This is a genomic window from Streptomyces sp. NPDC040610 (genome assembly GCF_055594065.1).
The window spans coordinates 63,965-90,826 of sequence record NZ_JBVIXA010000013.1 but is presented as its reverse complement, the minus strand read 5'-3'; the positions used below and the strand labels follow the sequence as shown (position 1 = coordinate 90,826).

The 26,862-nt window shown below is 73.9% G+C and carries 22 protein-coding genes; 9 read left to right on the top strand and 13 right to left on the bottom strand.

Annotated features, from left to right (window positions below):
• Positions 1–896: 896 nt before the first annotated feature.
• A complete protein-coding gene (locus ACZ6AA_RS33655; RefSeq protein WP_468458757.1) occupies positions 897–2,261 on the top strand; it encodes a glycosyltransferase in 1,365 nt (454 codons plus the stop codon).
• Positions 2,258–3,052: a 4'-phosphopantetheinyl transferase family protein gene (locus ACZ6AA_RS33650; RefSeq protein WP_471462292.1), complete on the top strand. Its 795-nt coding sequence runs from the start codon at positions 2,258–2,260 to the stop codon at positions 3,050–3,052. Before ACZ6AA_RS33655 ends, ACZ6AA_RS33650 begins: the two co-directional genes overlap by 4 nt.
• A 63-nt stretch (positions 3,053–3,115) precedes the next feature.
• Here ACZ6AA_RS33650 and ACZ6AA_RS33645 read toward each other — a convergent pair whose 3' ends face one another.
• The 3 genes from ACZ6AA_RS33645 to ACZ6AA_RS33635 all read right to left on the bottom strand — a co-directional run bounded on the left by ACZ6AA_RS33645 (position 3,116) and on the right by ACZ6AA_RS33635 (position 5,556).
• On the bottom strand, positions 3,116–3,685 hold the full coding sequence (locus ACZ6AA_RS33645; RefSeq protein ID WP_471462290.1) for a TetR/AcrR family transcriptional regulator: 570 nt from the start codon (positions 3,683–3,685) through the stop codon (positions 3,116–3,118).
• A 136-nt stretch (positions 3,686–3,821) separates the two neighbouring features.
• The gene (locus ACZ6AA_RS33640; RefSeq protein WP_468482812.1) at positions 3,822–4,340 is read right to left on the bottom strand and encodes a helix-turn-helix domain-containing protein; all 519 of its coding nucleotides are present in this window, start codon (positions 4,338–4,340) and stop codon (positions 3,822–3,824) included.
• Complete coding sequence (locus tag ACZ6AA_RS33635) at positions 4,333–5,556, bottom strand: MFS transporter (protein ID WP_471462288.1); 1,224 nt, start codon at positions 5,554–5,556, stop codon at positions 4,333–4,335. Before ACZ6AA_RS33635 ends, ACZ6AA_RS33640 begins: the two co-directional genes overlap by 8 nt.
• Before the next feature lie 271 nt (positions 5,557–5,827).
• Between ACZ6AA_RS33635 and ACZ6AA_RS33630 the strand changes: the two genes are divergently transcribed.
• Positions 5,828–6,766, top strand: coding sequence for a LysR family transcriptional regulator (locus ACZ6AA_RS33630; protein WP_471462286.1), 939 nt, complete (start codon positions 5,828–5,830; stop codon positions 6,764–6,766).
• A 63-nt stretch (positions 6,767–6,829) separates the two neighbouring features.
• Here the strand turns inward: ACZ6AA_RS33630 and ACZ6AA_RS33625 are convergent, their stop codons facing one another.
• On the bottom strand, positions 6,830–8,794 hold the full coding sequence (locus ACZ6AA_RS33625; RefSeq protein ID WP_471462284.1) for an ABC transporter ATP-binding protein: 1,965 nt from the start codon (positions 8,792–8,794) through the stop codon (positions 6,830–6,832).
• A 167-nt stretch (positions 8,795–8,961) separates the two neighbouring features.
• On the opposite strand from ACZ6AA_RS33625, the gene bglX reads away from it, so the two are divergent.
• Positions 8,962–11,280 carry a beta-glucosidase BglX gene (gene bglX / locus ACZ6AA_RS33620; protein ID WP_471462282.1) on the top strand — a complete coding sequence of 773 codons (2,319 nt, stop codon included), beginning with the start codon at positions 8,962–8,964 and terminating at the stop codon, positions 11,278–11,280.
• A 48-nt stretch (positions 11,281–11,328) separates the two neighbouring features.
• On the opposite strand, the gene ACZ6AA_RS33615 is transcribed toward bglX, so the two are convergent.
• Together ACZ6AA_RS33615 and ACZ6AA_RS33610 are read right to left on the bottom strand one after the other, a co-directional pair.
• Complete coding sequence (locus ACZ6AA_RS33615) at positions 11,329–12,186, bottom strand: GNAT family N-acetyltransferase (protein ID WP_471462280.1); 858 nt, start codon at positions 12,184–12,186, stop codon at positions 11,329–11,331.
• A gap of 208 nt (positions 12,187–12,394) precedes the next feature.
• Positions 12,395–13,108 (bottom strand): TetR/AcrR family transcriptional regulator, encoded by a 714-nt coding sequence (locus ACZ6AA_RS33610; protein WP_468458740.1) that lies wholly within the window; start codon positions 13,106–13,108, stop codon positions 12,395–12,397.
• A 155-nt stretch (positions 13,109–13,263) separates the two neighbouring features.
• Here ACZ6AA_RS33610 and ACZ6AA_RS33605 point away from each other — a divergent pair, with 155 nt between their 5' ends.
• A complete protein-coding gene (locus ACZ6AA_RS33605) occupies positions 13,264–14,445 on the top strand; it encodes a medium chain dehydrogenase/reductase family protein (protein WP_471462278.1) in 1,182 nt (393 codons plus the stop codon).
• Here the strand turns inward: ACZ6AA_RS33605 and ACZ6AA_RS33600 are convergent.
• The gene (locus ACZ6AA_RS33600) at positions 14,430–15,887 is read right to left on the bottom strand and encodes an MFS transporter (protein ID WP_471462276.1); all 1,458 of its coding nucleotides are present in this window, start codon (positions 15,885–15,887) and stop codon (positions 14,430–14,432) included. The two genes, ACZ6AA_RS33605 and ACZ6AA_RS33600, sit on opposite strands and share 16 nt — an antisense overlap.
• Before the next feature lie 26 nt (positions 15,888–15,913).
• Here ACZ6AA_RS33600 and ACZ6AA_RS33595 point away from each other — a divergent pair, with 26 nt between their 5' ends.
• On the top strand, positions 15,914–16,435 hold the full coding sequence (locus tag ACZ6AA_RS33595; RefSeq protein WP_468458734.1) for a CGNR zinc finger domain-containing protein: 522 nt from the start codon (positions 15,914–15,916) through the stop codon (positions 16,433–16,435).
• A gap of 208 nt (positions 16,436–16,643) precedes the next feature.
• Complete coding sequence (locus tag ACZ6AA_RS33590; RefSeq protein ID WP_471462274.1) at positions 16,644–18,662, top strand: ABC transporter ATP-binding protein; 2,019 nt, start codon at positions 16,644–16,646, stop codon at positions 18,660–18,662.
• Here the strand turns inward: ACZ6AA_RS33590 and ACZ6AA_RS33585 are convergent.
• The 3 genes from ACZ6AA_RS33585 to ACZ6AA_RS33575 all read right to left on the bottom strand — a co-directional run bounded on the left by ACZ6AA_RS33585 (position 18,622) and on the right by ACZ6AA_RS33575 (position 22,924).
• Positions 18,622–20,580: a helix-turn-helix domain-containing protein gene (locus tag ACZ6AA_RS33585; RefSeq protein ID WP_471462272.1), complete on the bottom strand. Its 1,959-nt coding sequence runs from the start codon at positions 20,578–20,580 to the stop codon at positions 18,622–18,624. The genes ACZ6AA_RS33590 and ACZ6AA_RS33585 overlap by 41 nt on opposite strands.
• Positions 20,581–20,616: 36 nt before the next feature.
• Complete coding sequence (locus ACZ6AA_RS33580; RefSeq protein ID WP_471462270.1) at positions 20,617–22,047, bottom strand: MFS transporter; 1,431 nt, start codon at positions 22,045–22,047, stop codon at positions 20,617–20,619.
• A gap of 76 nt (positions 22,048–22,123) precedes the next feature.
• The gene (locus tag ACZ6AA_RS33575) at positions 22,124–22,924 is read right to left on the bottom strand and encodes a 3-hydroxybutyrate dehydrogenase (protein ID WP_471462268.1); all 801 of its coding nucleotides are present in this window, start codon (positions 22,922–22,924) and stop codon (positions 22,124–22,126) included.
• Between the two features lie 203 nt (positions 22,925–23,127).
• Between ACZ6AA_RS33575 and ACZ6AA_RS33570 the strand changes: the two genes are divergently transcribed.
• Together ACZ6AA_RS33570 and ACZ6AA_RS33565 are read left to right on the top strand one after the other, a co-directional pair.
• Positions 23,128–24,675 (top strand): amidase, encoded by a 1,548-nt coding sequence (locus tag ACZ6AA_RS33570; protein ID WP_471462266.1) that lies wholly within the window; start codon positions 23,128–23,130, stop codon positions 24,673–24,675.
• A complete protein-coding gene (locus tag ACZ6AA_RS33565) occupies positions 24,672–24,893 on the top strand; it encodes a hypothetical protein (RefSeq protein WP_468458722.1) in 222 nt (73 codons plus the stop codon). Before ACZ6AA_RS33570 ends, ACZ6AA_RS33565 begins: the two co-directional genes overlap by 4 nt.
• On the opposite strand, the gene ACZ6AA_RS33560 is transcribed toward ACZ6AA_RS33565, so the two are convergent.
• From ACZ6AA_RS33560 to ACZ6AA_RS33550, 3 genes are all read right to left on the bottom strand, one after another.
• Positions 24,890–25,303: a MerR family transcriptional regulator gene (locus tag ACZ6AA_RS33560; protein WP_471462263.1), complete on the bottom strand. Its 414-nt coding sequence runs from the start codon at positions 25,301–25,303 to the stop codon at positions 24,890–24,892. The two genes, ACZ6AA_RS33565 and ACZ6AA_RS33560, sit on opposite strands and share 4 nt — an antisense overlap.
• Before the next feature lie 91 nt (positions 25,304–25,394).
• Positions 25,395–25,880, bottom strand: a complete 486-nt coding sequence (locus ACZ6AA_RS33555) for a phospholipase (RefSeq protein WP_468458719.1) — start codon at positions 25,878–25,880, stop codon at positions 25,395–25,397.
• A 220-nt stretch (positions 25,881–26,100) separates the two neighbouring features.
• Entirely contained in the window at positions 26,101–26,790 is a 690-nt protein-coding gene (locus ACZ6AA_RS33550) for a hypothetical protein (RefSeq protein ID WP_471462261.1), read from the bottom strand.
• Between the last annotated feature and the right edge of the window lie 72 nt (positions 26,791–26,862).

Genomic DNA, 26,862 nt, shown 5'->3' with positions numbered 1-26,862 from the left:
CCAGGGAACCGGCCGACAGACCCCTCGTACCCGCCCCGCGCCGGTCCAGTACCCCCGACCTCCAAGCGGAGCGGCTCATACCGCCCGCCGCGCGCCACGTTCAACACCTCGACGCGCAACCGGCGTTGGCCTCTCGGCGGGTCCGGCGGGCCCGCTCCCCCGGACTCGGCCGTTAAGGATGCGTTAGGCGTTCGTGTCCGGGAAAGTCCCTCGCGGAGACTCCGTAACGGTCCTCTGAAGACAATCCAAAGGCAATTTGACGGCAAAATTCACCAAGCAAGTCCATGGTGTTCAGGCGACTTCGGGAGCTGCACACCTGTTGTGCAACCGGAACCACCAGTGCACACCCGGTCCATACCTGTCGGCGGTGCCAGATGCGTCACATTGTTACGTCGCCGTTTCTGGCCAACGGTCATTTCGTGAGGGTTGTAGGGAGCCCAACTCGCCTTCGGTGTACGCGAACTCGGGAGTACGGCGGCGTCCCGGCCGCGCGCCGCACCGCACCCGCCCGTCGGACGGGCCCTAGGGGACGGATAGGGGTGGAGCGCCGCAGGGGCCGCGGATAGCCTCCGGCAGGAGGAATCGTCGAGGGTCTCCGGCACCGTGGCGCGGGCACGACGGACGCCACCCCCGACCCTCCGGAACGCGGCTCGGCTCCCGGACGACGGCCATCCCCGGCCGACGGCCTTCTCCCCCGCTCGGTCACCGGGGCTCCCGTGCCCAGCAGACAGGTTCACCGCCCGCAGCCGGCCCCGGTCGGTCAGGGCACGCCGATGCGACGCGCAGGCGCGCAGACCGTAGAGGACGACCATGGCGAGAATGCACACCGCGGGCTCCACCACCACCCGGAGCGTGCCGCGGCAGGCGGACGCACCCCACCAAGGGAGCGTGCCCCGATGAGCGCGTCCGGCCCCGGCGCCGAGGAGACGGAAGACCGCGGGGCCATCGCCCCGGAGGAAGTCGCCGTCCCGGAAGAGGGCATCACCCTGGACGAGGCCGCCGCCCTGGACGGGGCCACCGCCCTCGACCCGGCCCTCGCCCCGGACGCACCCCGGACCACCGTCACCGTGATCATCCCGACCTTCAACGAGGCCGGGAACGTCGAGGAGTTGCTGCGGCGCCTCGCCGCCGGACTGCCCGCGCACCTGGAGTGCGAGGCCCTGTTCGTCGACGACAGCTCCGACGACACCCCGGCCGCGATCGAACGCGCGGCCCTCACCTGCCCCTTCCCCGTGAACGTCATCCACCGCGAGGTGCCGACGGGCGGCCTCAGCGGCGCCGTGGTGGAGGGCATGAAGGCCGCCGCGTCCGAGTGGATCGTCGTCATGGACGCCGACCTCCAGCACCCGCCGTCCCTGATGCCCGAGCTGATCGAGACCGGGCGCCGCGCGGGCGCCGACCTCGTCGTGGCCAGCCGGTACGCGGGCGGCGGCAGCCACGCCGGGCTCTCCGGCCGCTACCGCGTCGCCGTGTCCCGCACCTCCACGCTCGCGACCAAGGCGCTGTTCCGCTCCGCGCTGCGGGGCATCAGCGACCCGATGAGCGGCTTCTTCGCGATCCGCCGCAGCACGGTGCACGCCCACTCCGACATCCTCAAGCCGCTGGGCTACAAGATCCTGCTCGAGCTGGCGATCCGCTGTCGGCCGCGCGTCGTCGCCGAGGTGCCGTTCTCCTTCCAGGAGCGGTTCGCGGGCGAGTCGAAGTCGACCGTGCGCGAGGGGCTGCGGTTCCTCGCGCACCTGGTGTCGCTGCGCACCGCGACCCCGGTGGCGCGGATGGTGGTCTTCGGCCTCATCGGCCTGACCGGCTTCCTGCCGAACCTGTGCGGCCTCGCCGCGCTCACCGCCATGGGCCTGCACTATCTGCCCGCCGAGGTGGTGGCCAACCAGTTCGGTGTGCTGTGGAACTTCCTGCTCATCGATCTGCTGCTCTTCCGCGACCGGCGCGGCCACCGCCACTGGGCCGACCGCCTCGGCCGGTTCGCGCTGCTCGCCAACGCCGACCTGGTCCTGCGCATCCCGCTGATCGCGCTGCTCGTCGACGGCGTCGGCATGTCGGTGCTGCCCGCCACCGCGCTGGCCCTCCTGACGACGTTCGTCATCCGCTTCATCGCCACAGAGCTGTTGGTCTATCTGCCCCGGCGCGGCCAGACCAAGGACGCCGACGCGTCACCCACGCACACCGCGTCGGCGCGGGACGGCCTGGGGACGACAGAAGACCTGGACAAGGCGGAAGGCCGGGAGAAGGAAGGCACGCCATGACCCTCGGGACACAGCGGCACAGCCGTACGGGGGCCGAGGCGCCGCACTCCGCCACGGGGCCGCTTCCCACTGAGGCGCCGCACCCCGCCGCGGACCCGCACCCCGCCGGCGCGCCGCCCGCCCTCCTCGCGCGCATCGTGCCCGAGGACGTCGTCTGCTGCGAGGCCTTCGGCGACCCGGACGGCGTCGTCCTGCACCCCGACGAGCAGGCCCTCATCGCCCGGTCGGTGCCGTCGCGGCGCGGCGAGTTCACCACCGGCCGCCACTGCGCGCACCGCGCCCTGGCCGCCCTCGGGCAGCCCGCCGTGTCGATCCTCCCCGACGCGAAGGGCTGTCCGGAGTGGCCCGACGGCGTCGTCGGCAGCATCACGCACTGCGACGGCTACCGCGGCGCGGCCGTCGCCCGTACCGCCCGCGTCCGCTCGGTCGGCATCGACGCCACCCCGGGCGAGCCGCTGCCCGACGGCGTACTGGAGGCGGTGGCGCTGCCCGAGGAGCGGCGGCGGGTGGGTGAACTCCTGGCCCGGTGGCCCGCGGTGCGCTGGGACCGCGCGCTGTTCAGCGCCAAGGAGAGCATCTACAAGACCTGGTATCCCCTGATGCGCGCGCCCCTGGGGTTCGAGGAGGCCGACGTCACCTTCCACCGGTCGCAGTCCCCGGACACGGGCGCCTTCACCGCGCGGCTCCTTCCTCCCGTACGGGAACGGGGCTTCCCGCAGGAGCTGACGGGCCGCTGGCTGGCGCGGGACGGCCTGGTCCTCACCGCGATCACGCTGCGCCCGGCGGCCTGAGCCGAGGCGGCGCCGGGGCAGCGCTCGGGCGTCCGCCGGGCCGGGGACGCACCGGCGGACGCCTCAGCGCAGGACCCGCTGCGCCAGTTCCTCGATGAGCGTGTCCGTCGCGTGCGGCGCGAGCAGGTCGGGCACGGTCAGGTCGTCCACGATCAGGCCCAGCATGCCGAGGTAGAGCAGCACGACGCCGGTGCGGTCGCCGGGCAGGCCCGCGCCCAGGTGGAAGGCGATGTTGGCGTCGAGCTGCTCGGCCATGAACTGGGTCAGCTCGGCGTGCAGTTCGGGGCGGCGGGTGGCCTCCAGGCGCAGTTCGAGCAGCGCGAGGTGGCTGGTCCTGTCGGCCCGTGTCCGCTCCAGGAGCTGCTTGAGGAGCGTCACGACGAGGGCCACGTCCGGCTCCTCGCTCATGGTGTCGGCGAGCGCGGCCTCCTCCGGCGTGAGCCGCTCCAGGATGCGCCGCATGACCTGCGCGAGGAGTTCCGCGCGGTGCGGGAAGTAGTTGCTGGCGGTGCCCTTGGGCACCGCCGCCTCCGCGTCCATGGCCCGCAGCGTCAGTCCCCGGGACCCCTCGCGCGCGAGCACCTCGATCGCTGCGTCCAGCAGCGCGGTGCGCCTGGCCGGGTTCTGTCGCATGACGGTCCTCTCCTGTCCTCTTCCGTACGTCCTGTGCGGCGGCACCCCACCCTAACCACTGCGGGCGGAGTGCCATGCACGGAGCGGTCCCCCTGCCGCCGCGCCGTCGTGGACCTTGGGAAGCGGGGGCCGGAGTTCACGCCCCGCCGCGGTCGCCCACGTTCGCGATCATGCGGCGGAGCACGCGCACGGTGCGGACGTAGTCGTCCTCGGTGATGCCGTCGTGGATCCGCGCCCTGAGCCGGGGCGCGAGGGCCGCGAGCCGGGCGCGGGCCGCGCGCCCGGCGTCGGTGAGGGTGAACCGGCCCGCGTCGTCGGGGGTGATCCAGCCGCGGTCGCGCAGGTCGTCCACCACCTCGGCGTAGGTGGAGGGGTCGCCGACCTGCGGGGTCATGTACGCGCGCAGCGCCTCGGTCAGGCCGTTGCGGGTCAGGCCCTCCTCGGTGACGGCGAGCCGGTTCAGGGTCATCCAGTGCCGCTGGCTGGTGCCGAGGGCGGACTGCTCGGCGTTCATGAAGGCGACGACCGCGGTGTGCGCGGCGCCGGTCCAGTACGCGGCGGGCTGGTCGGCCAGGTGTTCCGCGTCGGGCTCCCGGGGTGGCTCGGCTCCGTGCCCGGCGGGCCCGTGCCGCGGTAACGGCGGCCGGTCAGTCATGGGACGCCCCGGCCCGGTCCTGCCGCGTGCCGCGCCGCGCGCTCCACATCGCCAGAGTGGTGGGCAGGGCGAGGAGCGCTCCGGTGAGCAGGACGCCGGTGAGGGTGACGTGGTCGGCGACGATGCCGCCGAACAGGGCGCCGAGGGCGATCGCCAGGTTGAACACGGAGGTGTTCAGCGCCGTTGCCGCCTCCGTCGAGTCCGGTGCCGACTTCAGGATCCAGGTCTGTACGCCGACGGGGACGCCACCGAAGGCGAGGCCCCACGCGATCAGCAGGATCGTCCCGCCGACCGGGGTGCCACCGGCGAGGGGGAACACCGCGAGGACCCCGGTCAGGGCGACGCTGATGGTGGCGATGGTCGCGCGGACGTCACGCGCGGCGGCGGCGCCCGCGAGGAAGTTGCCCGCGATGCCCGCGGCGCCGAAGCAGAGCAGCAGCGGGCCGACCATCGACTCGTCGATCCCGGAGACGTCCTGGAGGACGGGGCTGACGAAGGTGAACGCGGCGAAGTGGCCGCTCACGAGCAGGAACGTGGCGATGACTCCGGCGCGCACCACCGGGTTCCCGAACTGCTGCGGCAGCGTGCGCAGTTGCACGGCGCGGTCGGCGGGCAGCGGGGGCAGCAGGACGAACAGGGCGACGAGGACGAGCAGTCCGAGCCCGGCGACCGCGACGAACGCGATCCGCCAGTCGCCGAGGTCACCGATCAGCGTCCCCGCGGGCACGCCGAGGACATTGGCGGCCGTGGCCCCGCCGAAGACGATCGAGACGGCCCGGGGTATGTGCCGCTCCGGCACCAGGCGTACCGCGAGCCCGGCCGCGAGGGCCCAGAAGCCGCCGATGCTGACGCCGACGAAGAAGCGCGCGGTGAGCAGGAGCGCGAAGTTGGGGGCCAGGGCCGAGAGCACGTTGGCGGCCACCATCAGCACGATGAGGCCGAGCAGGGCGATGCGCCGGTCCAGGTTCCTGATGAGCACCGGGAGCAGGGGCGCGGTGGCGGCGGCGACCAGGCCGGGGACGGTCACCATCAGGCCCGCCGTGCCCTCGGAGACGTCGAGGGCGCCGCCGATGAAGGGCAGCAGTCCGACGGGCAGGGATTCGACGGTGACGAGGGCGAAGGTCCCGACGGCCATCGCGGCGACGGCGAGCCATCTTCGCAGGGGCACCCGTTCGGCTTCGGGGGCGACGGGCACGGGGGTGTCGACGAGGGTCATGGTGGTGGCTTTCGGTCGGTGGGGGCACGGCGGCGGGGGGTGCGCGGGGCGTGGTCGTCGTCGGGCTCGCGTCCGGCCCGGCCGGACGTGTGCACGGGGACGCCGGTCCCGGGCGGACACCGCGTGCGTGACGGCGAGGGGCCACCCTTCCCAGGTCAGGGACCGGGGCGGGCGCGCTCGCAGGACCACCCTGCTGGTGTGCCGGGGGCGTCGACAAGGTGCGATAGTGACCTGAGCGTTTAGCGGGACTCAACGACCGGGGGGCGTGGCCGTGCTGGAGCGAGTGGAGCTCGAGGCGTTCCTGACGCTGGCCGAGGAGTTGCACTTCGGCCGCACCGCCGACCGCCTGCATCTGACGACCGGGCGGGTCAGCCAGACCATCCGCAAGGTGGAACGCCACATCGGGACGCCCCTGTTCGAGCGCACCAGCCGCTACGTCCGCCTCACTCCGGCCGGACGGCAGCTGTACGAGGACCTCCTGCCGCCCTACCGCGCCCTAGAGGCCGGGCTGCAGAAGGCGGTCAACGCCGCGCGGGACGTCGCGAACGTGCTGCGGGTCGGCTATGTCGGCCCCGCCGTGGGACAGCTCACGATCCGCGCCGCCGAGCTGTACGCGCGGCGCCACCCCGGCTCCCGGATCCAGCCCAGGGAGTTGCAGATCGCCGACGGATTCCCGCGGCTGCGCGACGGCGACGTGGACGTACTGATCGTGACCCTGCCGCACCAGGAGCCCGGCATGCTCAACGGCCCGGTCCTGTTCTCCGAGCACCGGATGCTCGCCGTGCCCGCGCAGCATCCGCTGGCCGAGCGGGACACGGTCTCCCTGGAGGACCTGGCCGCCGTCCGCCTCCTGCAGGCGGCACGGACGCTGCCCCCGTACTGGCGTGCCGAGCGCACGCCCCTGCTGACGCCCTCGGGGACCCCCATCGAGCCCGGGCCCTCCTTCGACACCCTCCAGGAGGCGCTGTCCCTGATCGGCGCCGGACAGGGGGCCTGGGTGGTCGGCGCCCAGGTCACCCGGTACTTCGCCCGCCCCGACGTCGTGTACGTCCCCTTCCGCGACGCGCCGCCGCTGGAGTGGGTCCCCACCTGGCTCGCCGCCACCCCCGCGGCCGCCGTCCACGCCTTCAACAAGGTCGCCCAGGACACCGCGGCGCTGCTCCATCTCGCCACGGTCAGCGCCGACTTCGGCGGCGGAACCGCGCCCTGAACGCGCGTGCCGGTCCGGGGGCATGGAGCCCTCGGACCGGCAGCGCCGGAGACCACCGCCGCGTCAGACGGCCACGGCCACATCCGCGCCTTCGGCCGGGTCGCCGCAGTCCCCCGCGATCACGCAGCCCACCGCGCCCGCACCACCCGCCGCGCCGTCCGCGTCCGGCCTCCCCGCGAACTGCGTCCGGTACAGCTCCGCGTACCGCCCGTCGACCGCGAGCAGTTCGTCGTGCGTGCCGCGCTCCACGATCCGCCCGGCCTCCACGACGAGGATCTGGTCGGCAGCCCGCACGGTGGAGAGCCGGTGCGCGATGACCACCGCCGTACGGTCCGAAAGGGCCTCCGCGAGGGCCTCCTGGACGGCGGCCTCGGACGTGTTGTCGAGGTGGGCGGTCGCCTCGTCGAGGATGACCACCCGCTGCTGGGCGAGCAGGAGCCGCGCGATGGTCATGCGCTGGCGCTCACCGCCGGAGAGCCGGTAGCCGCGCTCGCCGACCACCGTGTCGAGGCCGTCCGGCAGCGACCGCACCAGGGCGTCGAGGCGGGCCCGGCGCAGCACGTCCCACAGCTCGTCCTCGCTCGCGCCGGGCCTGGCGAGCAGCAGGTTGGCGCGCACCGACTCGTGGAAGAGATGGCCGTCCTGGGTGACCATGCCGATGGTGTCGCGCAGCGAGTCGGCCGTCAGGTCGCGCACGTCCTCGCCGCCGACGCGTACGACTCCGGAGTCGGCGTCGTACAGGCGCGGCAGGAGCTGCGCGATGGTGGACTTGCCCGCGCCGGAGGAGCCGACGAGCGCCACGGTCTGGCCGGGTTCGGCGCGGAACGACAGGCCGTGCAGGACCTCGTCGCCGCCCCGGCCGTCGAGGGAGGCGACCTCTTCCAGGGAGGCGAGGGAGACCTTGTCGGCGGAGGGGTAGCCGAAGCGGACGTCGTCGAACTCGACGGCGACGGGGCCCTCGGGCACGGTCCGTGCCTGCGGCTTCTCGTCGATGAGGGGCTTCAGGTCGAGGACTTCGAAGACCCGCTCGAAGCTCACCAGGGCGCTCATCACCTCGACGCGCGCCCCGGCGAGGGACGTCAGCGGCGCGTACAGCCGGGTCAGGAGCAGTGCGAGCGAGACGACGGCGCCCGCTTCCAGCGTGCCGTCGAGGGCGAAGTACCCGCCGAGTCCGTAGACCAGGGCGAGCGCGAGCGCCGACACCAGGGTCAGGGCGGTGATGAAGGCCGACTGCGCCATGGCGGTGCGGACGCCGATGTCACGCACCCGGCGGGCCCTGGCCGCGAACTCGTCGGACTCGTCGGCGGGGCGGCCGAACAGCTTGATGAGGGTGGCGCCGGGCGCCGAGAACCGCTCCGTCATACGGGTGCCCATGGCTGCGTTGTGGTGCGCCGCCTCCCGCTGGAGGCGGGCCATCCGGGTGCCCATGCGGCGTGCGGGCACCACGAACACCGGAAGCAGCACCAGCGCGAGCAGCGTGATCTGCCAGGACAGGGCGAGCATCACGGCGAGGGTGAGGACGAGGGTGACGAGGTTGGACACCACTCCGGAGAGGGTGTTGCTGAACGCCCGCTGCGCGCCGATCACGTCGTTGTTGAGGCGGCTGACGAGCGCGCCGGTGCGGGTGCGGGTGAAGAAGGCGACCGGCATGCGCTGCACATGGTCGAAGACGGCGGTGCGCAGGTCGAGGATCAGGCCTTCGCCCAGGTTCGCCGACAGCCAGCGGCTGAGCAGTCCGAGGCCGGCCTCGGCGATCGCGATGACGGCGATGAGCACGGCGTAGCGGACGACGGTCGAGGACTCGGCCCCGGACACGATGGCGTCGACGACACGCCCGGCGAGGACGGGAGTCGCCACGGCGAGCAGCGCGGTCACGACACTCAGCAGGACGAACTGGGTGATGCGGCGGCGATGCGGAGCGGCGAAGGCGGTGATGCGGCGCAGTGTGGCGCGTGCGAAGGGTCGGCGTTCCTGCTCGGCGTTCATGACGCTGTGCAGCTGGGTCCAGGCTGTGGTCTCCATGCTCATAAGAAGCACCGTAGAACCTGAAGTTATCTTGAGGTCAAGCGTCGCACCCCGTGTCCCGTACTCCCCTGTCGCATCTATTGACCCTCCTGTAACCGGCACGTACTTTCGCTTCAATTCTTGAGCGCATCACTCCGGTTACTCGTGTCCTGACGTGAGAAGGCGAACGCATGCGAGATGTACGAAGGCGCACTGTGCTGTCCGCGATCGGCGGCACCGCCGTCGCGGGCGGTGCCCTGAACTCCACGGTCGCCGAGGCGGCACCGGCTGCACCCGCCCCTGGCGCCGCCCCCGAGGACCGCGCCGGCGCCGACGACGGCAAGGTCCGGCGGCTCCTCGACCGTATGACTGTCGAAGAGAAGCTGGGCCAGCTCCAGCAGCTCGCCTGGTCCTGGGACACCGGCCCGGGCGGCGGTGAGACCAAGGACGTGGAGGACGCGGCGCGCGCCGGACGCCTCGGCTCGGTGCTCTCGATCTTCGGCGCCAAGAGCAGCAACGCGCTCCAGCGCATCGCGGTCGAGGAGTCGCGGCTCGGCATCCCGCTGCTGTTCGGCCTGGACGTCATCCACGGTTTCTGGACGACGTTCCCGATCCCGCTCGCGCAGGCGGCGAGCTTCGACCCGGACGTGACGCGCACGGACGCCGAGGTGTCCGCGAAGGAGGCCCGCTCCAACGGCGTGCACTGGACGTTCTCGCCGATGATGGACGTCACGCACGAGCCGCGCTGGGGCCGCATCGCCGAGGGCTGCGGCGAGGATCCGTATCTGACGGCCGAGTTCGCCGCCGCCAAGGTCGAGGGCTACCAGGGCCCGGGCAAGGGCCAGTTCGCCGCCAAGGACCGGGTCGCCGCCTGCGCCAAGCACTTCGTGGCGTACGGCGGGGCCGAGGGCGGGCGCGACTACAACACGGTCGACGTGTCGGAGTCCCGGCTGCGCAATCTCTATCTGCCACCGTTCAAGGCGGCCCTGGACGCGGGTGCCGCCACGGTGATGGCGTCCTTCAACACCGTCGGCGGGGTCCCCGCGCACGGCAACTCCCACACCCTGACCGGCATCCTGAAGAAGGAGTGGGGCTTCGACGGCGTCGTCGTCAGCGACTGGACCGGCGTCCAGGAGCTGATCGCGCACGGCTTCGCCGAGGACGGCGCGGCCGCCGCCCGGCTCTCGCTGAACGCGGGCGTCGACATGGAGATGGTCAGCACCAACCTCCGCGACCACGGCAAGAAGCTGCTGCGCGCCGGGAAGATCAGCGAGCGCCGTCTGGACGACGCGGTCGCCCGTGTCCTGCGGCTGAAATTCGCCCTAGGTCTCTTCGACCATCCGTACGTCGACGGGGACGCGGCGATCGACGGGCCGACCGCCGCCACCCGCAAGGCCGCCCGCGAGACCGGCGCCCGCTCGATGGTGCTGCTCAAGAACGAGAGCGCCGGGGGCGGCGGCAAGGTGCTGCCGCTGAAGTCCACCGCCAAGTCCATCGCCGTCGTCGGCCCGTTCGGCGACTCCGACGATCTGCTCGGCACCTGGGTGGTCCCGGCCGCCGCGAAGAAGTACCCGTCGGTGAAGGTCCTCGACGCGGTGCGCCGCGCGGCCCCGGACGCGAAGGTCACGTACGCGCGCGGTGTCGACCCCGAGGGCAAGGACACCGACGGCATCCCGGCCGCGGTCGCCGCCGCGAAGGCCGCCGACGTGACGGTCGTCGTCGTGGGCGAGCCGCCGTCGATGAGCGGCGAGGCGGCGGCCCGCAGCGACATCGGTCTGCCCGGCGCGCAGGAACGTCTCGTCGAGGCGGTCGCGGGGACCGGCAAGCCGTTCGTGGTCGTCCTGGTGGGCGGCCGTCCGCTGACCATGGGCGGCTGGCTGGAGTCGGCGCCCGCCGTCCTGGAGGCCTGGCACCCCGGCGTCGAGGCCGGGAACGCCATCGCCGACGTCCTCTTCGGCAAGGTCGACCCGGGCGGCAAGCTGCCCGTGTCCTTCCCGCGCACGGTCGGCCAGATCCCGATCCACTACAACCACGAGTCGACGGGCCGCCCCTACAACGCCGACAACAAGTACACGTCCAAGTACCTGGACCTGCCGCCGGACCCGCAGTTCCCCTTCGGCCACGGCCTCAGCTACACGACGTTCGAGATCGGCGCGCCGAAGCTGAGCCGCACTGCCGTCCCCGCGGGCGCCCTGCGCGACGGCGACACCCTGGAGGTGTCGGTCACCGTCTCCAACACCGGCCGCCGCAAGGGCGACGAGGTCGTGCAGCTGTACGTCCACGACGTCGCGGCGAGCATCACCCAGCCGGTGCGCAAGCTGCGCGGCTTCCGCCGGGTCACGCTCGGCGCGGGCCGCTCCACCGTCGTCCGCTTCCGGCTCGGCGCGGCGGACCTGGGCTTCTGGACGAACGACACGCGCGGCGAGTTCCTCGTCGAGGAGGGCAGGTTCGACCTGTACGTGGGCAACAGCTCCACGGCGAAGAGCAAGGTCACGCTGACGGTGACGTGAGCGGGACGCAGTAGGCGGGGGCGGGCGGCGCCGGGCCGCCCGCCCCTCTCAGCCGAGTTCCAGCGTGGTGATCCCGAAGACCCGCTCGCGCGCGAACTCCCGTACCGGGCCCGTGTACATGCGCGCCGTCTCGAACGACGGCTTCATGCCGCGCCCCTCCGCGAGCGCGACGGCCTGCGTGTTCGTCTCCGGTACGTCCAGGGCGACGGCCGCGCCGCCGGACCCGGCCCCGAGCGCGTCGAGCAGCGCCTCGGCGTCGGCGCGGGTGTCGGCGAACAGCGGGCCGACGCGCGGTGAGTCCCGGCCCGGGCGCAGCACCCCGTACCCGGTGACGCGGCCGTCGACCACGCTCGCCAGCGCGTGATGGCCGGGCGCGGTCAGCCAGACATCGAGGAACCGGGGCCGGTCGGCGGGGCAGCAGGCGCTGTCGTACGCGACGACGGCGTCAAGGCCCACATCCGCCACGGGTTTGATGTGCGCGGGCAGCGGGCCCGACGCGCCCAGGGGGCCGACGTAGCGCAGGCTGCCGTGCTCCCGCCGGAAGCCCGAGCGGCGGTAGTTGTCCTGCTGCGCCGGAACGCCGTCGAGGCCGACGACCCGGTCCCCGGCGTGGGCGAGGGCGGTCCGCCAGGTGGTGCGGCCGTGGCCGCGGCCGCGCAGGTCGGGGCGGACCAGGTAGAAGCCGAGGAAGGCGTACGCCGGGCCGTAGGTGACGACGGAGATCGCCGACACCGGCTCGCCGTCGACGCGGCCCACGAAGAACCCGTCCGGGTCCTGCGCGAAGAACGCCGCCGCGTCGTCGGCACCCGGGTTCCAGCCCTCCCGCGCCGCCCACTCGGTGACCGTGCGCCAGTCGTCGGGGGTCGCCGTCGAGACGACGAGCTGTCCGGGGGCCGCGTTCTCCATCGCCGCACCTTCCTTGAACGGGGGTTCCGCCTGCTCGCACGGGTGGCCCGCCCCCCTGGAACGGGGGTGCGCCCGCTGGACCGCGCGGTCCGCCCGCATGGCCGGGCGGTTGTGCACAGCGGCCCCATCCTGCCCCGCCGGGCGCGGTCGCATCCGGCCCACCGAGCCGATCAAGCCGTCCGTGTCACCGCGCCGACCCCCGGGGGCGTCACCGGGCCGAACCCGGCAGCCCCATCGCGTCGGCCAGCGCCTCCATCTCGGCCTTGAGCAGCGTGCCGGGGCGGTGCCCCATCCCCCCGAACAGGCCCTGCACTTCAAGGCTGACGATCCCGTGCAGCCGGGCCCACGCCGTCACCGTGCCGGCGAGCGCCGTCGCCGGGTCGACGTCCGGGGCCCAGGCCTTGACCCACTCCTCGACGGCGGGAGTCTCGTTCAGCCAGAAACGCATCTCCGCACGCAGTTCGAGGGCCGCGCCCGCGCAGTCCCCCTGCCCGAGCACGCCGAGCAGCGGGCCGAGTACGGCACGGGCCCGGTCGGTGGTCTCCGGGGGCGCCTGGTAGCCGGGGGACGGCGTACCGGCCAGGAGCTGGTAGACGTGCGGCGCCCCGATCGCCCAGTCGCGCAGCGCCGTGCCGAGGGCGAGGAGCCGGTCGCGGGGCGGGGCGTCCGCCACGCGGTCGGCGGCCTCGCGCATGGCGACGGCCGCCGCGTCATAGCCGTCGCAGATCAGCTCGGTGAGGAGGTCGTCGCGGTTGCGGAAGTACTTGTAGAGGGCGGGGCCGGTGAGGCCGAGCCCCTTGGCGACGGCGTTGAGGCTGAGCGCGGGCGCGCCGCCCGCACGGATCTGCTCCAGGGCGGCGGCCTTGATCTCGCCGCGCACCTGGTCGCGGTAGCGCTGGCGCGGGGTTGAGGGGTCTGCCACGTCGGTGGCTCCTTTCCTTGCCGCTCGACTATCACTGCAGTTAGAGACTCTAACTCAAGGAAGAGGGGGCTTGACAGGGCTTCGGGTGCGGGCCATTCTCTAGTTAGAGCTTCTAACCACAGCAATAAGCAATACCTATCGAGAGAGGCAAAATCATGCGCGAGATGCACACGATCGAGAACCACGGAAACCACGGAAACCACGGGAACCAGCCGACGGCCGCGCAGGCCACGACCTCGCAGGCCACAGCGCCCGCCGCCGGAACCGTCGCGACCGAGGTCGTCCTGCCCGGCGTCGTCGAGCCCGACGGCCTTGAGGTCCGGCACGTCGCCGCCCCCACCCCCGGCCCGGGCGAGGTGCTGCTCGCGATGGAGGCCACCGGCGTCTCGTTCGCGGAGCAGCAGATGCGGCGCGGGAAGTACTACGACCAGCCGCCGTTCCCGTTCGTGCCGGGGTACGACCTGGTGGGCCGCGTAGTGGCGACCGGCCAGGGGGTCGATCCCGCGCTGGCCGGGAGGCGGTTCGCGGCGCTGACGAAGACCGGCGGCTGGGCGAGCCACGTCGTGGTGGAAGCGGCGGACCTCGTCGAGGTGCCGGACTCCGTGGCGTCGACGGACGCCGAGACCCTCGTGGTGAACGGCATCACGGCCTGGCAGATGCTGCACCGCACGGCCAAGGTCGACGCGGGCGACACGATCGTCGTGCTCGGCGCGAACGGCGGCGTCGGCTCCGCCCTCGTCCAGTTGGCGCGGATCGCCGGTGTGCGGGTGATCGGCACGGCCTCGCGGCGCCACCACGACAAGCTCCGCGCGCTCGGCGTCACCCCCGTCGACTACCGGGACCCCGACCTGCACGGGCGGCTGCGCGGCCTCGCGCCGCACGGCGTGCGGGCGGTCTTCGACCACGTCGGCGGCGACGGCATCGTGGACTCGTTCCGGCTGCTCGCCCCGGGCGGCACGCTCGTGTCGTACGGCACCGCGTCCACCCGCGACGCCGCCGGGTCCTCCAAGGCCCCCGTCCTGAAGCTCTTCGCACGCCTCGCGCTGTGGAACGCGCTGCCCAACTCGCGCCACGCGCACTTCTTCAACATCTGGGCCGGGCGCCGCCGCGTCGACGCCTTCCGCGCCCGGCTCGACGCCGACCTCGGGCAGGTCTTCGCGCTCCTGGCGGAGGGAAGGCTCGAGCCGCAGGTCGCCGCGCGGATCCCGCTGTCGCGGGCGGCCGACGCGATGCGGCTCGCGGAGTCCGGCACGGTCGCGGGCAAGGTCGTCCTCGTACCGGACGAGGCACGTGAAGAGGTGCGGGGCGAGGCTCGGGACGGTCAGTCCGGGCGATGAGGGGCCACGGACGCGGTCGGCGGCCGAGCCCCGGCAGTGTCCGGCAACTCCCGGACGCCGGGCGGACCTTGCCTCCGGAGGCGGCGGTCGGCGCGGGTGGTGACCACCAGGGCGAGCACGGTCAGCGCGGACAGCAGGCCCCACACCACGGTGAAGCCGCCGGTCAGGTCGCGGAGCAGGCCGAGCACGGGCGGCATGACGACGATGGCGACCTGGTTGCCGGACATGGCGAGGCCGAGGGTGAACCCGGTCCGGCCCGCGGGGGCCGACTCGGTCACGTGGGCGACCCAAGGGCCGTACCAGCCGTAGCCGAAGAAGCCGAGCCAGACGAGCACACCGCAGGCCAGGGCGGGGACGCGGCCCAGCGGAGTCATCAGCACCACCATCCCCGCGACCACGGCGACCATGCAGAGGGCGACGGTGCCGTGCCGACCGGAGGGAGCCCGGTCGCTGCGCACCGCGAGGGCGACGCGGCCGACCACGCCCGCGCCCTGGGCGACCACCAGGACCAGGGCCGCCGTCCCGGCTCCGACCGAGGCCGCCTCGTGCAGGTGCAGGACGGTCAGGACACCCACGGCGTACTGCACCGAGATCAGGCTCGCCCCGGACAGCACGATCGTCACCATGGAGGGCGCGCGCAGCAGCCGCAGCCGGGCGGCGAGTCGCGCGGAGAGCGGGGCGGACGGCTCCTTGAGCGGGGGTGCGGGTGCGGGCCCGGGCGGGGCGGACGAGGGGGCGGACAGGGCGGGCGAGACGGATGCCGTGGATGACACGGACGGCGTGGACGACACGGATGGCGGCCGCCGGTAGCCGCCCACGAAGACGCCCGCCCCGAGCAGCGCGACGAACCCCCCGGCCACCAGCGCCGCGCGCCAGCCGTAGGCCTCCGCGAGGAGCGGCAGTACGGCCGAGGCGAGCGCGGCGCCCAGCGGGAGGCCCGCCTGACGCACCCCCATCGCGAATCCGCGCCGGGACGTGTCGAACCAGGACGCCACCAGCTTGCTGCCGCCGGGCTGGACGGTGCTGTAGCCGGCGCCGACGACCAGCAGGACGCAGAGCAGCGGGACATAGCCGGGCGCGGCGCTCCCCGCGCCCAGGGCCACGGCCACCACGCAGGCCCCGATGCCGACGACCCAGCGTTCGGGGTAGCGGTCGAGCAGCTCACCGGCCACCAACAGGCCGACCAGCGGGACCAGTTGGGACGCCGAGACCAGCATCCCGAGCTGGGCGGTGCTGAGGTCCAGGTCGCGTTGCAGCTGGATGCCCAGGGCGCCGATGCCCTGGACGAAGAACCCGGCGGCGGCCTGCGTGAAGGTGGCGATGCCGAGGACGGCCCACCGGTAGCGCCACGGATCCCGGTCCCCCGCGGCCGGACCCTCGCCCCTCGCGGACGGATCCCCCTCGCCCGCGGCCGGGCCTTGGCCTCTCGTACGTCGTCGCATGCCGATCAGGCTGCTGTAATGGCCTTATGCACCTCAACCCTTACGGCGCGGACGTCGTGAATCTCGCCGCGGACCTGGCCAACCACCGCCCGACGACCGCCGCGGAGCTCGCGGACCGCTGCCGCGCGGCCGGGCTCGCCCTGGAGCGGCCGGTCGTACCGCAGGACCTGGACCGCGCCCTGGAGGCGCTGACCGCGTGGGAGGAGGTCGTCGACGCCGCAGACGAGGAGACCCGCGCCGGACTGCTCAACGGGATGCTGGCGGCGGCCACCGCCCACCCGCGGCTGACCGACCACGCCGGCACGGGCTGGCATCTGCACTACCGGGACGACGAACAGCCGCTCGGCCCGCTGCTGTTCGCGCTGATCTCCGTGGGCACGGCGCTGCACCTGTCGGGCCGGGGCATGCACCGGCTGCGGCGGTGCACCGTGACGGAGTGCACCACGATCTTCGCCGACACCTCCCGCACCGGGCGGCAGCGCTACTGCTCACAGCGGTGCGCCAACCGGGACGCGGTACGCCGCCACCGGGCGCGCACCCCCTCCTGAGCCCCGCTCCTCCCGAGCCCCGCGAGCGCGCACCGCGCCGTCCCCTCACCTCCCTCCCGCCCCCTCAACTCCCGTCAATACAGGACGCTTTCAGACATTCGTCCGAAAGTTTCGTCCGGGGTGCCCCGTCGCGCCGATCCGCCGATGAGGATCGACGGAGCCGTCCGGGGCAGGTTCCGGACGGACGACCCCTGATCAGGGAGGAACTTTGGCATCACTTCCCCCGGCTCCCGGGAAGCGCCGCCCCGGCACCCCCACGCCGCCCGAACAACTGCTCTTCGGCGGGCGGTTACGCGGCTCATGGGGCTGGACCACCCATGAACTGGCGCGCCTCAACGCGTCGTTCCTGTCGATCCTGCGGCAGATCCCGCGCCTGTTCCGGCACACCGTGACACTGGCCTGGCGCGCCGACCCGCTGGCGCTCGTGGTGGTCGCGGTGGCCCAGCTCGGCCAGGCCGCGGCGACGGCGTTCGGGCTGCTCGCCACCAACCGCGTCCTGGTGTCCCTGTTCGCCGCGGGCCCCACGGCCGACCGGGTGCGCGACGCGCTGCCGTCCCTGGTGTGGGTGGCCGCCGCCAGCGCGTTCGCGGCGACGCTGCGCGCCGTGTCGTTCGCGGCGGCGGGCCGCCTCGGGCCGAAGGTGGAGCGCGTGGCGGGGCTCTCCATGATGAAGGAGGTCATCCGGGTGGAGATGGAGCACATCGAGCGCTCCGACTTCCACGCGGTCCTCGACTCCGGACAGCACGGCCAGACCGCGGCCCGCCGCCTCATCGAGCACACCCTCGGCATCGTCGAGGCCCTGATGGCGCTGCTCGCCGTCAGCGGGGTCCTCGCCGTGCTGCACCCCGTGCTGCTTCCGCTGCTGCTCGCGGTGGTGGTGCCCAAGGCCTGGGGCACGGTGCGGGCCGCGCGGCGCACATACGAGTCGGTGCAGATCTGGCTCGAACACGTACGCCAGCAAGGGGCGTTGCGGCGCCTGCTCATCTCGCAGAAGGCGGCGCCGGAGCTGCGGGTGCACGGCGCGGGCCCGTTCCTGCTCGACCAGTTCGACCAGATGGCGGCGCAGGCCGCGGACGAGCAGACGCGCCTCGCGCACCTGGAGGCCCGCACCGAGCTGGCCACGTCCGCCCTGTCGGGCCTGACCGCGGGCGGCACCTACGCCCTGCTCGCCTGGCTCCTGACGACCGGCCATCTGCCGCTGGCGTCCGGCGCCACCGCCGCGCTCGCCCTGACCAGCGGCACGGCGGGGCTGCGCCGGATGGTGTCGCACATCCACCACCTCTACGAACAGAGCCTGTTCATGAACGACTTGATCCGCGCCAGTGAGGAGGCCAAGAAGCGCGCCATCCCCGCGACCGGCGTCCCGGTGCCGCGGCCGCCCGCCGTGATCGAGTTCGACCGGGTGAGCTTCCGCTATCCCGAGCGCGACACCCCGGCCCTCGACAAGGTGTCCCTGACCATCCGCAAGGGCCAGGTGATCGCGCTGGTCGGCGCCAACGGATCGGGCAAGACGACCCTGAGCAAGCTCCTCGCGGGCCTCTATCTGCCCACGTCGGGCTCCCTCACCTGGGACGGCACCGACCTGTGCGCGCTGCGCCGCGACGACGTCTTCGGTCATGTCGCCCTGGTCCTGCAGGACTTCCAGCGGTGGCCGTTCACCGCCCGCGCCAACGTCGCCATCAGCCGCCCCGGCGACATCCACGACACGGCACGGCTCGACGCGGCGGCCGCGTACGCAGACGCGCACCGCGTGCTCGACGATCTGCCGCACGGCTGGGACACCCTGTGCGAGAAGGGCTACGAGGGCGGCGTCGACCTGTCCGGCGGCCAGTGGCAGCGCATCGCCCTGGCCCGCGCCTACTTCCGCGACGCCGACATCCTCATCTGCGACGAGCCGACCAGCAGCATGGACCCCGCCGCCGAGATCGACGCCTTCCGCAAGATCCGCGCGCTCGCGTCGGCCGACCAGACCATCGTCCTGGTCACGCACCGCCTGCACAGCGTCAAGGAGGCCGACGTCATCTACGTCCTCGACGAGGGCAGACTCGTCGAGCAGGGCGACTTCGCCACGCTGATGTCCGCCGACGGACCCCAGCTGTTCCGGCGCCTGTTCGAGCTCCAGTCGCTCCAGTACCGCACCGACACCCTCGACGCCGTGCCCACGCAGCGCCGCCGGACCCGGGACGCTACGCCGGACCAGTCCCCGGCGGGCGGCGCAACCGGTTGAGCCGCAGGGCCAGTTGGAGCTCCAGGGCCCGGTCGGGACAGTTCCAGTCCGGGCCCAGGAGACGGGCGGTGCGGTCCAGGCGCTGCACGACGGTGTTGACGTGGACGTGCAGCGCGTCCTTCGCGCGGGACAGGCTCGCGCCCGCGTCGAAGTAGGCGTCGAGGGTGCGGACGAGTTCGGTGCCGCGCCGGGTGTCGTAGTCGATGACGGGCCCGAGGACGCGCTGGACATAGCCGTCGATGCCGTCGGCGTCCGTGTGGTCGCCGAGGAGCACGCCGACGAACCCCAGGCCGGACAGGCTCGCGCCCTGGCCGGTGCGGCCGAGGACCGTCAGGGCACGCAGACAGCGCAGCGCCTCGGCGTGGACGGCGGGCAGCCGGGCGGGCCCTTCGACGGGTCCGGCGGCGCCGCACGTCACGGGCGCACCGACGGCCCGGCCGAGGTCGGCGGACAGGCGCTCGGCGAGCGGCCCCGGCGCGGCGGCGGGCGCGAGCAGGACGACATGGCCGCCCTGGGGTCCGGCGAGGCCGCGCAGGGTGCGGGCGTGCCGGGCGGCCTCGGTCAGCAGGCGGGAGCGCAGGTCGGGTTCGCAGGTCAGGACGAGGACGGAGGTCGGCTCCGCGAGGTCGACGCCGAGGCGGCGGGCGCGCAGACAGAGGCGTCCGGCGCGGCGCGGGTCGGTGGCGTGGGCGGGCTTGAGCAGGTCGTCGAGGAGTTCGCCGCGCACTCGGTCCTCCGCCTCGGCCACGGAGCGGCGCAGGAGCAGCAGCAACGCCGTGTCCAGGCCCGCGCGTTCGAAGAGGCGCCGGTCGCTGTCGGTGAGGTCGGGGCGGCCGCTGAGCGCGATGCTGCCGAGCGGCTCGGGCCCGGCGAGCACGGCGGACACCCAGACGCCGTCGACGGCCACGGCGTGCCCGCTGGCGCGGGACGCGGCGACGCCCCGGGCGGGCGCGGTCGCCGAGTCGGCGCCGACGCGGGCCAGTTCGGTGCCGTCGGCGTCCTGGACGACGAGGCCGCCGTCGAGGAGCGCGGCTATCTCGGCGGCGAGGTCGGACACGTCGCCGCCGCGGAGGACCAGGTCGGTGAGCCGGTCGTGGGTCTCGGCGGCGCGCCGCATGGCCTCGCTCTGGGCGCGGGCGGTGGCGGTCGCCGCGTTGAGTTCGACCAGGGCGGCGCGGGTCTCCTCCAGGAGGCGCGCACTGTCGATGGCGACGGCCGCGTGGTCGGCGAGCGAGGCGAGCAGCGCGATCTGGTCGGGGGCGAAGTCGCGCGGGGTGCGGTCGGCCGCGTACAGGACGCCGATGACGCGGCTGCCGACGCGCAGCGGTACGCCGAGGATGCCGCGCAGGCCCTCCTCGCCGACGCCCGCGTCGATGACGGCGGTGTGCTTGAAGCGGGTGTCGGCGCGGTAGTCGGCGCTGGCGTAGGGCCGGGCGGTCTGGGCGACCAGGCCGCCGAGTCCCTCCCCCATGCCGAGCCGCAGCTGCTGGAACTTCGCGGACGTGGAGCCGTCGGTGACGCGCATGAACGTGTCGCCCTCGGCGGGGGCGTTGAGCGTCAGATACGCCACGTCGGTGCGCAGGAGCAGCCGGGCGCGGCGCACGATGGCGCGCAGGACCGCGTCCAGGTCGCTGAGCGCCGCGAGGTCGCCCGCGGTGTCGAACAGCGCGGACAGTTCGGCCTCGCGGCGCCGGTGCTGGTCGAGGGTGCGGCGGATGCCGAGGGCGGCCTCGGTGGCCGCCTCGACGCGGACGAGTTCCGCCGGGCCCGCCCCCGCGTCCCGGGCCGCGGCGGAGGCGGCGGCGAAGCTCTCGGCCGGTGCCTGCCGCCCGAGCAGGTCGAGCAGGTGCCACAGGGCGTCGGCCACGGTGTCGCCGGGGGCCGTCGGCGCGGTGGTGCGGGGGCGGGCGGATGCCATGGGTGGCGGCTGCCTTCCGACGTGCGGTGCGGGGCTTCAGGAGGGTTCGCCGGAGCGTACTGCCGTCTCCTCGGTGCGCGCAGCGGGGGCGTCTTCGGTACGCGCGGCGGGTGCGGCGGGCCGTACCGGCGCCGGGTCCGGGCCCGCCGTCGGCAGGTCGCCCGCCTCGGTGCGCAGGTCGCGGCCGCGGGTCTCGCGGGCGAGGGCCACGGTCACCGTCGTCACCACGGCGGCCAGGGACAGATAGAGGGCGACGGGCACGGAGGAGTCGTACTCCTTCAGGAGTTCCACGGCGATGATCGGGGCGAGGGCGCCCGCGACGATCGAGGCGAGCTGGGAGCCCATGGAGGCGCCGGAGTAGCGGACCTTGGTGTCGAACATCTCGGAGATGAACGCGGCCTGCGGCCCGTACATCGCGCCGTGGAACAGCAGCCCCACCGTCACCGCCGCGGTGATCACGGCGAACGACTCCGAGTCGACGAGCCCGAAGAACGCGAAGGCCCACAGCGCCATACCCACCGACCCGATGAGCGTCACCGGGCGCCGCCCGATCCGGTCCGAGAGGGCGCCCCAGGCCGGGATGGTGACGAAGTGCACGGCCGAGCCGATCAGGACGGCGTTGAGGGCGGTGCTCTTGGGCAGGTCGAGGTGTTCGGTGACGTACACGAGCACGAAGGAGGTGAGGACGTAGTACGAGATGTTCTCGCCGAAGCGGGTGCCGATCGCGGTGAGGACCTCCCGCCAGTTCCTGCGGAACACCTCCACGACGGGCGGCTCGTCCTTGGCCCCGTGCGCGGCGGCCGCCTCGGCCCTGGCCTGTGCTTCGAGGAAGACCGGGGACTCGGAGACGGACAGGCGGATCCACAGGCCGACCATCACCAGCACGCCGGAGAGGAGGAACGGCACGCGCCAGCCCCACGCCTGGAACGTGGACTCGGACTGCACGGCGGCGAGCAGCGCGAGCACACCGGTGGCCAGGAGGTTGCCGCCGGGGGCGCCCGACTGCGGCCAGGAGGCCCAGAAGCCGCGGTGTTTGTCGCCGCCGTGCTCGGAGACGATCAGCACGGCGCCGCCCCACTCCCCGCCGAGCGCGAAGCCCTGCACGAGGCGAAGGACGGTCAGGAGAATGGGCGCGCCGACGCCGATCGCGTCGTACGTGGGCAGCAGGCCCATCGCGAACGTCGCGCCGCCCATCAGGAGCAGGCTGAGCACGAGCAGCTTCTTGCGGCCGACCTTGTCGCCGAAGTGCCCGAAGACGACGCCGCCGAGCGGCCGGGCGAGGAAGCCGATGGCGTAGGTGATGAAGGCGATGAGGGTGCCGGTGAGCGGGTCGGCCGTGGGGAAGAAGATCTCGTTGAAGACGAGGGCGGCGGCGGAGCCGTAGAGGAAGAAGTCGTACCACTCGATGGTGGTGCCGACGAGGCTGGCACCGACGATCTTGCCGATGCTGCTGCGGGGACGGGCCATGGGGATCACCGGGTTTCACTCGTGGGTGGCGCAGGCATGAGCGGGCGTGCGGGGAGGTCGTGGGCGGGCGGTCCGGTCAGGTGGCCGCCCAGCCGCCGTCCATCGACAGGGACGTGCCGGTGACGAAGCCGCTGTGGGGGCCGCACAGCCACAGGACGGCCGCGGCGACCTCCTCGGGTTCGATGAGGCGCTTCAGGGGTGAGCGGGCGAGCAGCACCTCGGCGACGACGGCTTCGTCGCTGATGCGGTGGGCGGCGGCCTGGTCGTGGATCTGCCCCTGCACGAGCGGGGTGCGTACGTAGCCGGGGCTGACGCAGTTGCTGGTCACGCCGTGCGAGGCGCCCTCGACGGCGGTGACCTTGCTCAGGCCCTCCAGGGCGTGCTTGGCGGCGACGTAGGCGCTCTTGTAGGCGCTGGCGCGGTGGCCGTGGACGCTGGAGATGTTGACGACGCGGCCCCAGCCGTGCGCGTACATGTGCGGCAGGCTCTGCCGCAGGAGCAGGAACGGGGCGGTGACCATCACCTGCTGGATCAGCGCGAACCGCGCGGGCGGGAACTCGGCGATCGGCGCGATGTGCTGGAGCCCGGCGCTGTTGACGAGGATGTCGACGTCCGTCGGCAGCGCGGCGACGGCGTCGGCGTCGGCGAGGTCGGTGGTGTGGGCGTGGCCGCCGACGGTGTCCGCGACGGCCTTGGCGGCGGCCGCGTCGATGTCGACGACGTGGAGCTCCGCGCCCGCCGCCGCGAGGGCCGCCGCGCAGGCGCGGCCGATGCCGCTGCCGCCGCCGGTGACGAGGGCGACGCGGCCGCTGAGGCCGACGGCGCCCGGGGCGGCCGGAGTCGGGGTGTCCCGGGTGGGGTGAGGTCCGCTGGTCATGGCCGGAAACATAGGCACGGCGCGGGGCGGCGCCCATGTGGCCCGGCACCACACTCCGGCGCGGCTCCATGGCGGCGAACGTCATGGGCTGGGTGCCTCGCGGTGGGGTCGCCGCCTCGGCCGCTTGCGTTCAACTCGGGTTGAGGGGCCAGGGTGGCGTGCCACCGGCCGCCGGTCCTCGGCGGCGTACGCGGAGGTGGAACGTGAGCGAACCCTTGACCCGGCCCCTGGCCCCGACCCTGTCCGGGACCGCGCTCGCGCTGCGGGACGGCACCGTGACCAGCGTCGGCCTCACCGAGGCGGCCATCGCGGCGGCCGAGCGGCACGACGGGGCGCTCGGGGTGTATCTGGCGCGGTTCGACGAGCGGGCGCGCGCGGACGCCCGGCGCGCGGACGAGGAGCTGGCGCGCGGGCTCGACCGCGGGCCGCTGCACGGGATCCCGTTCGGCGTGAAGGACACGATCGCGGTGGCCGACGGGCCGACCACGGCCCAGAGCCTCGTCCACGACCGGGCCTGGTGGGCCGGGCGGGACGCCCCGGTGGTGGCACGGCTGCGCGCGGCGGGCGCGGTCATCACGGGGAAGACGACCGCGATGGAGTTCGGCTGCGGACTCCCCGAGGAGGACAAGCCGTTCCCGTTCCCGCGCAACCCGTGGCGGCCCGACCTGTGGGCCGGGGGGTCGAGTTCGGGCTCCGCGAGCGGGGTCGCGGCGGGTCTCTTCGCGGCCGCGCTCGGCAGCGACACCGGCGGGAGCATCCGGATGCCCGCCGCGTTCTGCGGAGTCAGCGGGTTGCTTCCGACGTTCGGGCGGGTGCCTGCGGCCGGGTGCGTGCCGCTCGCGTACAGCCTCGACCGGGTGGGTCCGCTGGCCCGGGGCGCGCGGGACTGCTCGGCGGTGCTGAGCGTGATCGCCGGGGGACGGGACGGCGGCGGTACGACGGCCAGTGGCCGTGGGGCGGCGGGCAGCGGTGGGGGGAAGGCGGGCCGCAGGAGCCGGGGGGCTCCGGGCGGGCTCGAAGTGCCGTTCGCCGAGCCCCGGTTCGGCGGTGGTCTGGACGGGCTGCGCGTCGGCGTCGCGCGCGAGCACCACTTCCCCGCCGACGGCGACCCCGCGCTGCCCGGAGTGTTCGACGCGGCCGTGTCGGTGCTCGCCGGCCTGGGCGCGGACGCGGTGGAGGTGCGGCTGCCGTACTGGCGGGAGCTGATCACCGCGGTATTCGTGACCGCGGCCGCCGAGGGGCTTGCCCACCACCGCGCCGGTCTGTCGCGCCGCTGGGACGACTACTCCGTGGCCGCGCGCGGGCTCCTCGCGACGGGCGCGCTCGTGTCCGGCGCGGACTACGTCCAGGCGCAGCGCGTGCGGACGGTGGCGCAGCGGGCCGTGGACGCCCTGTTCGCGGACCTGGACGTGCTCGTGTGCCCGACCGCGTCGATCGGGGCACCACCGTTCGACGCCCTGGCGGACGCGGCGGGCCACCAGGACCACGCGGGCGTGTTCGGCAAGGTCCACACGCCGTACTGGAACGCGCTGGCCAACCCCGTCCTCGCGGTGCCGATGGGCGTCACGGGGACCGGGCTTCCGCTGTCGCTGCAGATCGCGGGGCCGGTGGCGGACGAGGCGACGGTCCTGCGCGTCGGGGACGCGTTCCAGGAGCGCACCGACTGGCACCGGCTGGCCCCCGATCCGGCGGCGTACGCGGCGGGGGCGTCGGGCGGCCCGGCGGTCACCGCCGCGGAGGTGCGCGCATGACCGCCGACCACGGCGCGAGCTCCGACCGGCGGGACATCGGCGTCCGGGTGCGGAGCCTGCTGGCCGCCGCCGGACTGCCCGCGGGCGAACGGGAGACCGCCGGGCTCGTGGCGGCGTACGCGGTGCAGCGTCCGGCCGTGGACGCGCTCTTCGACGTACCGGACGCGTCCGACGCGGAACCAGTGCTGCGCCGGGAGGTCGTCGTGCCGCGCGACTAGGGCCTGTCCGACGGGTCGGCGCGGCCCAGGGGGACGGTCGCGCGGAAGTCGGGGCAGCGTTCCAGGTCGTGGCCGTGGGTGCAGGAGAGGAGATGGCCGAGGTAGGTGCGGGCGGCTTCGAGGCGGGCGATGTGGGCCTGGAGCGCGGCGGCGCGGGCGTGCACGGTCCGCTGCCAGTCGGCGGCGGGGTCGTCGCGGCGCAGCAGGGTGTCGATCTCGTCGATGGACATGTGGCCGGTCTCGCGCCACAGCTTGACGAGTGCCACGCGGTAGACCTGCTCGGTGTCGAAGTACCGCCGCCCGGAGCGCCGGTGCGGCGCCACCAGACCGCGCCGCTCCCAGTAGTGCAGCGTGGACAGCGGCAGTCCGAAGCGGTCCGCCACGTCCCGTATCGGGGTGAGGTCGTCCATGACCCCATGGTCCATGGGTCACCGGGCCCGCGCGTGCGCGCGGGCCCGGTGGTGCCGGTGAGGGGCGGTCGCCCGGCCCTCACCGGCGGGGTCAGGCGGCGTTCACGGTGTTCTGCGGGGCGACCTTGCCGAGCTTGTCGACCGCCTGGTAGTAGGTCCAGGCCAGCGCGTCGCAGGAGACCTTCTTGGCGCCGCTGTAGGTGGCACAGACCCGCTTCAGGTCCGCGTAGAAGGCGCTGTCGACGCGGGCCTTGTTGGCGTCGAAGGTGCCGATCTCCTTGTAGTTGCGGTAGCCGAAGTCGTGCCGGGCACAGGCCGTCTGGAACGGGAAGCCGAACGGGTTGTCCGGGGAGGAGGAGCAGTAGTCCGTGGACCAGTTGAACTTGTACGCGCTCCACGCACCCTGGTTGTTGCGGGCCGAGACCCACGTGTTGTAGCTGCCCGCGTCGGTCTGCGTCCAGCGGCTGAGCACCTGCGCCTTGTCCGCCGGGACGGCGGACGCCGGGGCGGCCGCGAGGCCCGTCCCGAGGGTGAGGGCAGCGGCGCTCACGGCCACAGCGGCGAGTCGACGACGCATAGGGATCCTCCTTGTGGGGGTCATGACACAACTCCGGGCCCGAGTGCGCGGAGCCATGGCTTTCATTGATCACCGCCGGCCTGTCGGCCGGTGGTCGTGCGCGCCGCGTGGGGGTGGCGTCCCGATGACGGGTTCTTGACGGCATCTGAGCCATACGCCAGGGGACTTGGCCCCAAACCACCACGCTGACGCTGTCGGGGCACCCGCTCACGCGCGTGCCTCAGGGCTGGGAGTGCTCCTGCCATACGACGGACACGACGCACTCCCCCTCCGGCGGGACGCCCACGTACTCGACGTGCCGCGCCACACCGGACGTTCTTGGTTCCCGGCACCGGCCCCGGGCGAGGGCGCCCGAACCCGCCGCGAGCCGGGCCGGCTTGCGGGCCCGCAGCAGCGCCTCGCGGTCCTGCCCGCCGGGCACCGCCAGGCCGAGGCCCACCGGCGCCGCCGCGAGCGCCAGCACGACGAGGTCGCCGTGCGCCGCGGTGGCGACGTACAGGGGCGGCCTGCCCCGCGCGCTCGCCGTGCGCCCGTGGTCGGCGCCGCAGTGCGGACAGGGTCCCGCGTCGACGGCGATGCCCTGCGGCGCCGCGCCCAGGCACGAGGCCAGGAGCAGCCGCAGTCCGGCGCGCTCGGCCACGTACCGCCGCCGCTCCGCCGCGTCCCCGGGCAGCCGGGCGCGTTCGCCGGCGCTCAGGGTGTCCTCGCGGGCGGGTACGACCGCCGGGTCCTGCGCGGACACCACCAGCGTGCGCAGGACGACCGTGCCGACGGGCCGGGCGACCTGGGGCAGCGGGACGCCGAGGTCGAGGGCGGGCGCGGGCAGCGGGACCTTGGCCCGGCCCCAGCCGCCGTCGGGGTTGGACGACGGCACCGAAGGCACCGCGGCGCCGTCCTCGGCCTCACTCATCGCGTCCCCTCTCGCCGGAAGCCGGGAAGCCCGGAAGCCCGCCGGGAGCCCTGCGCCGCCCACCGGATCCCG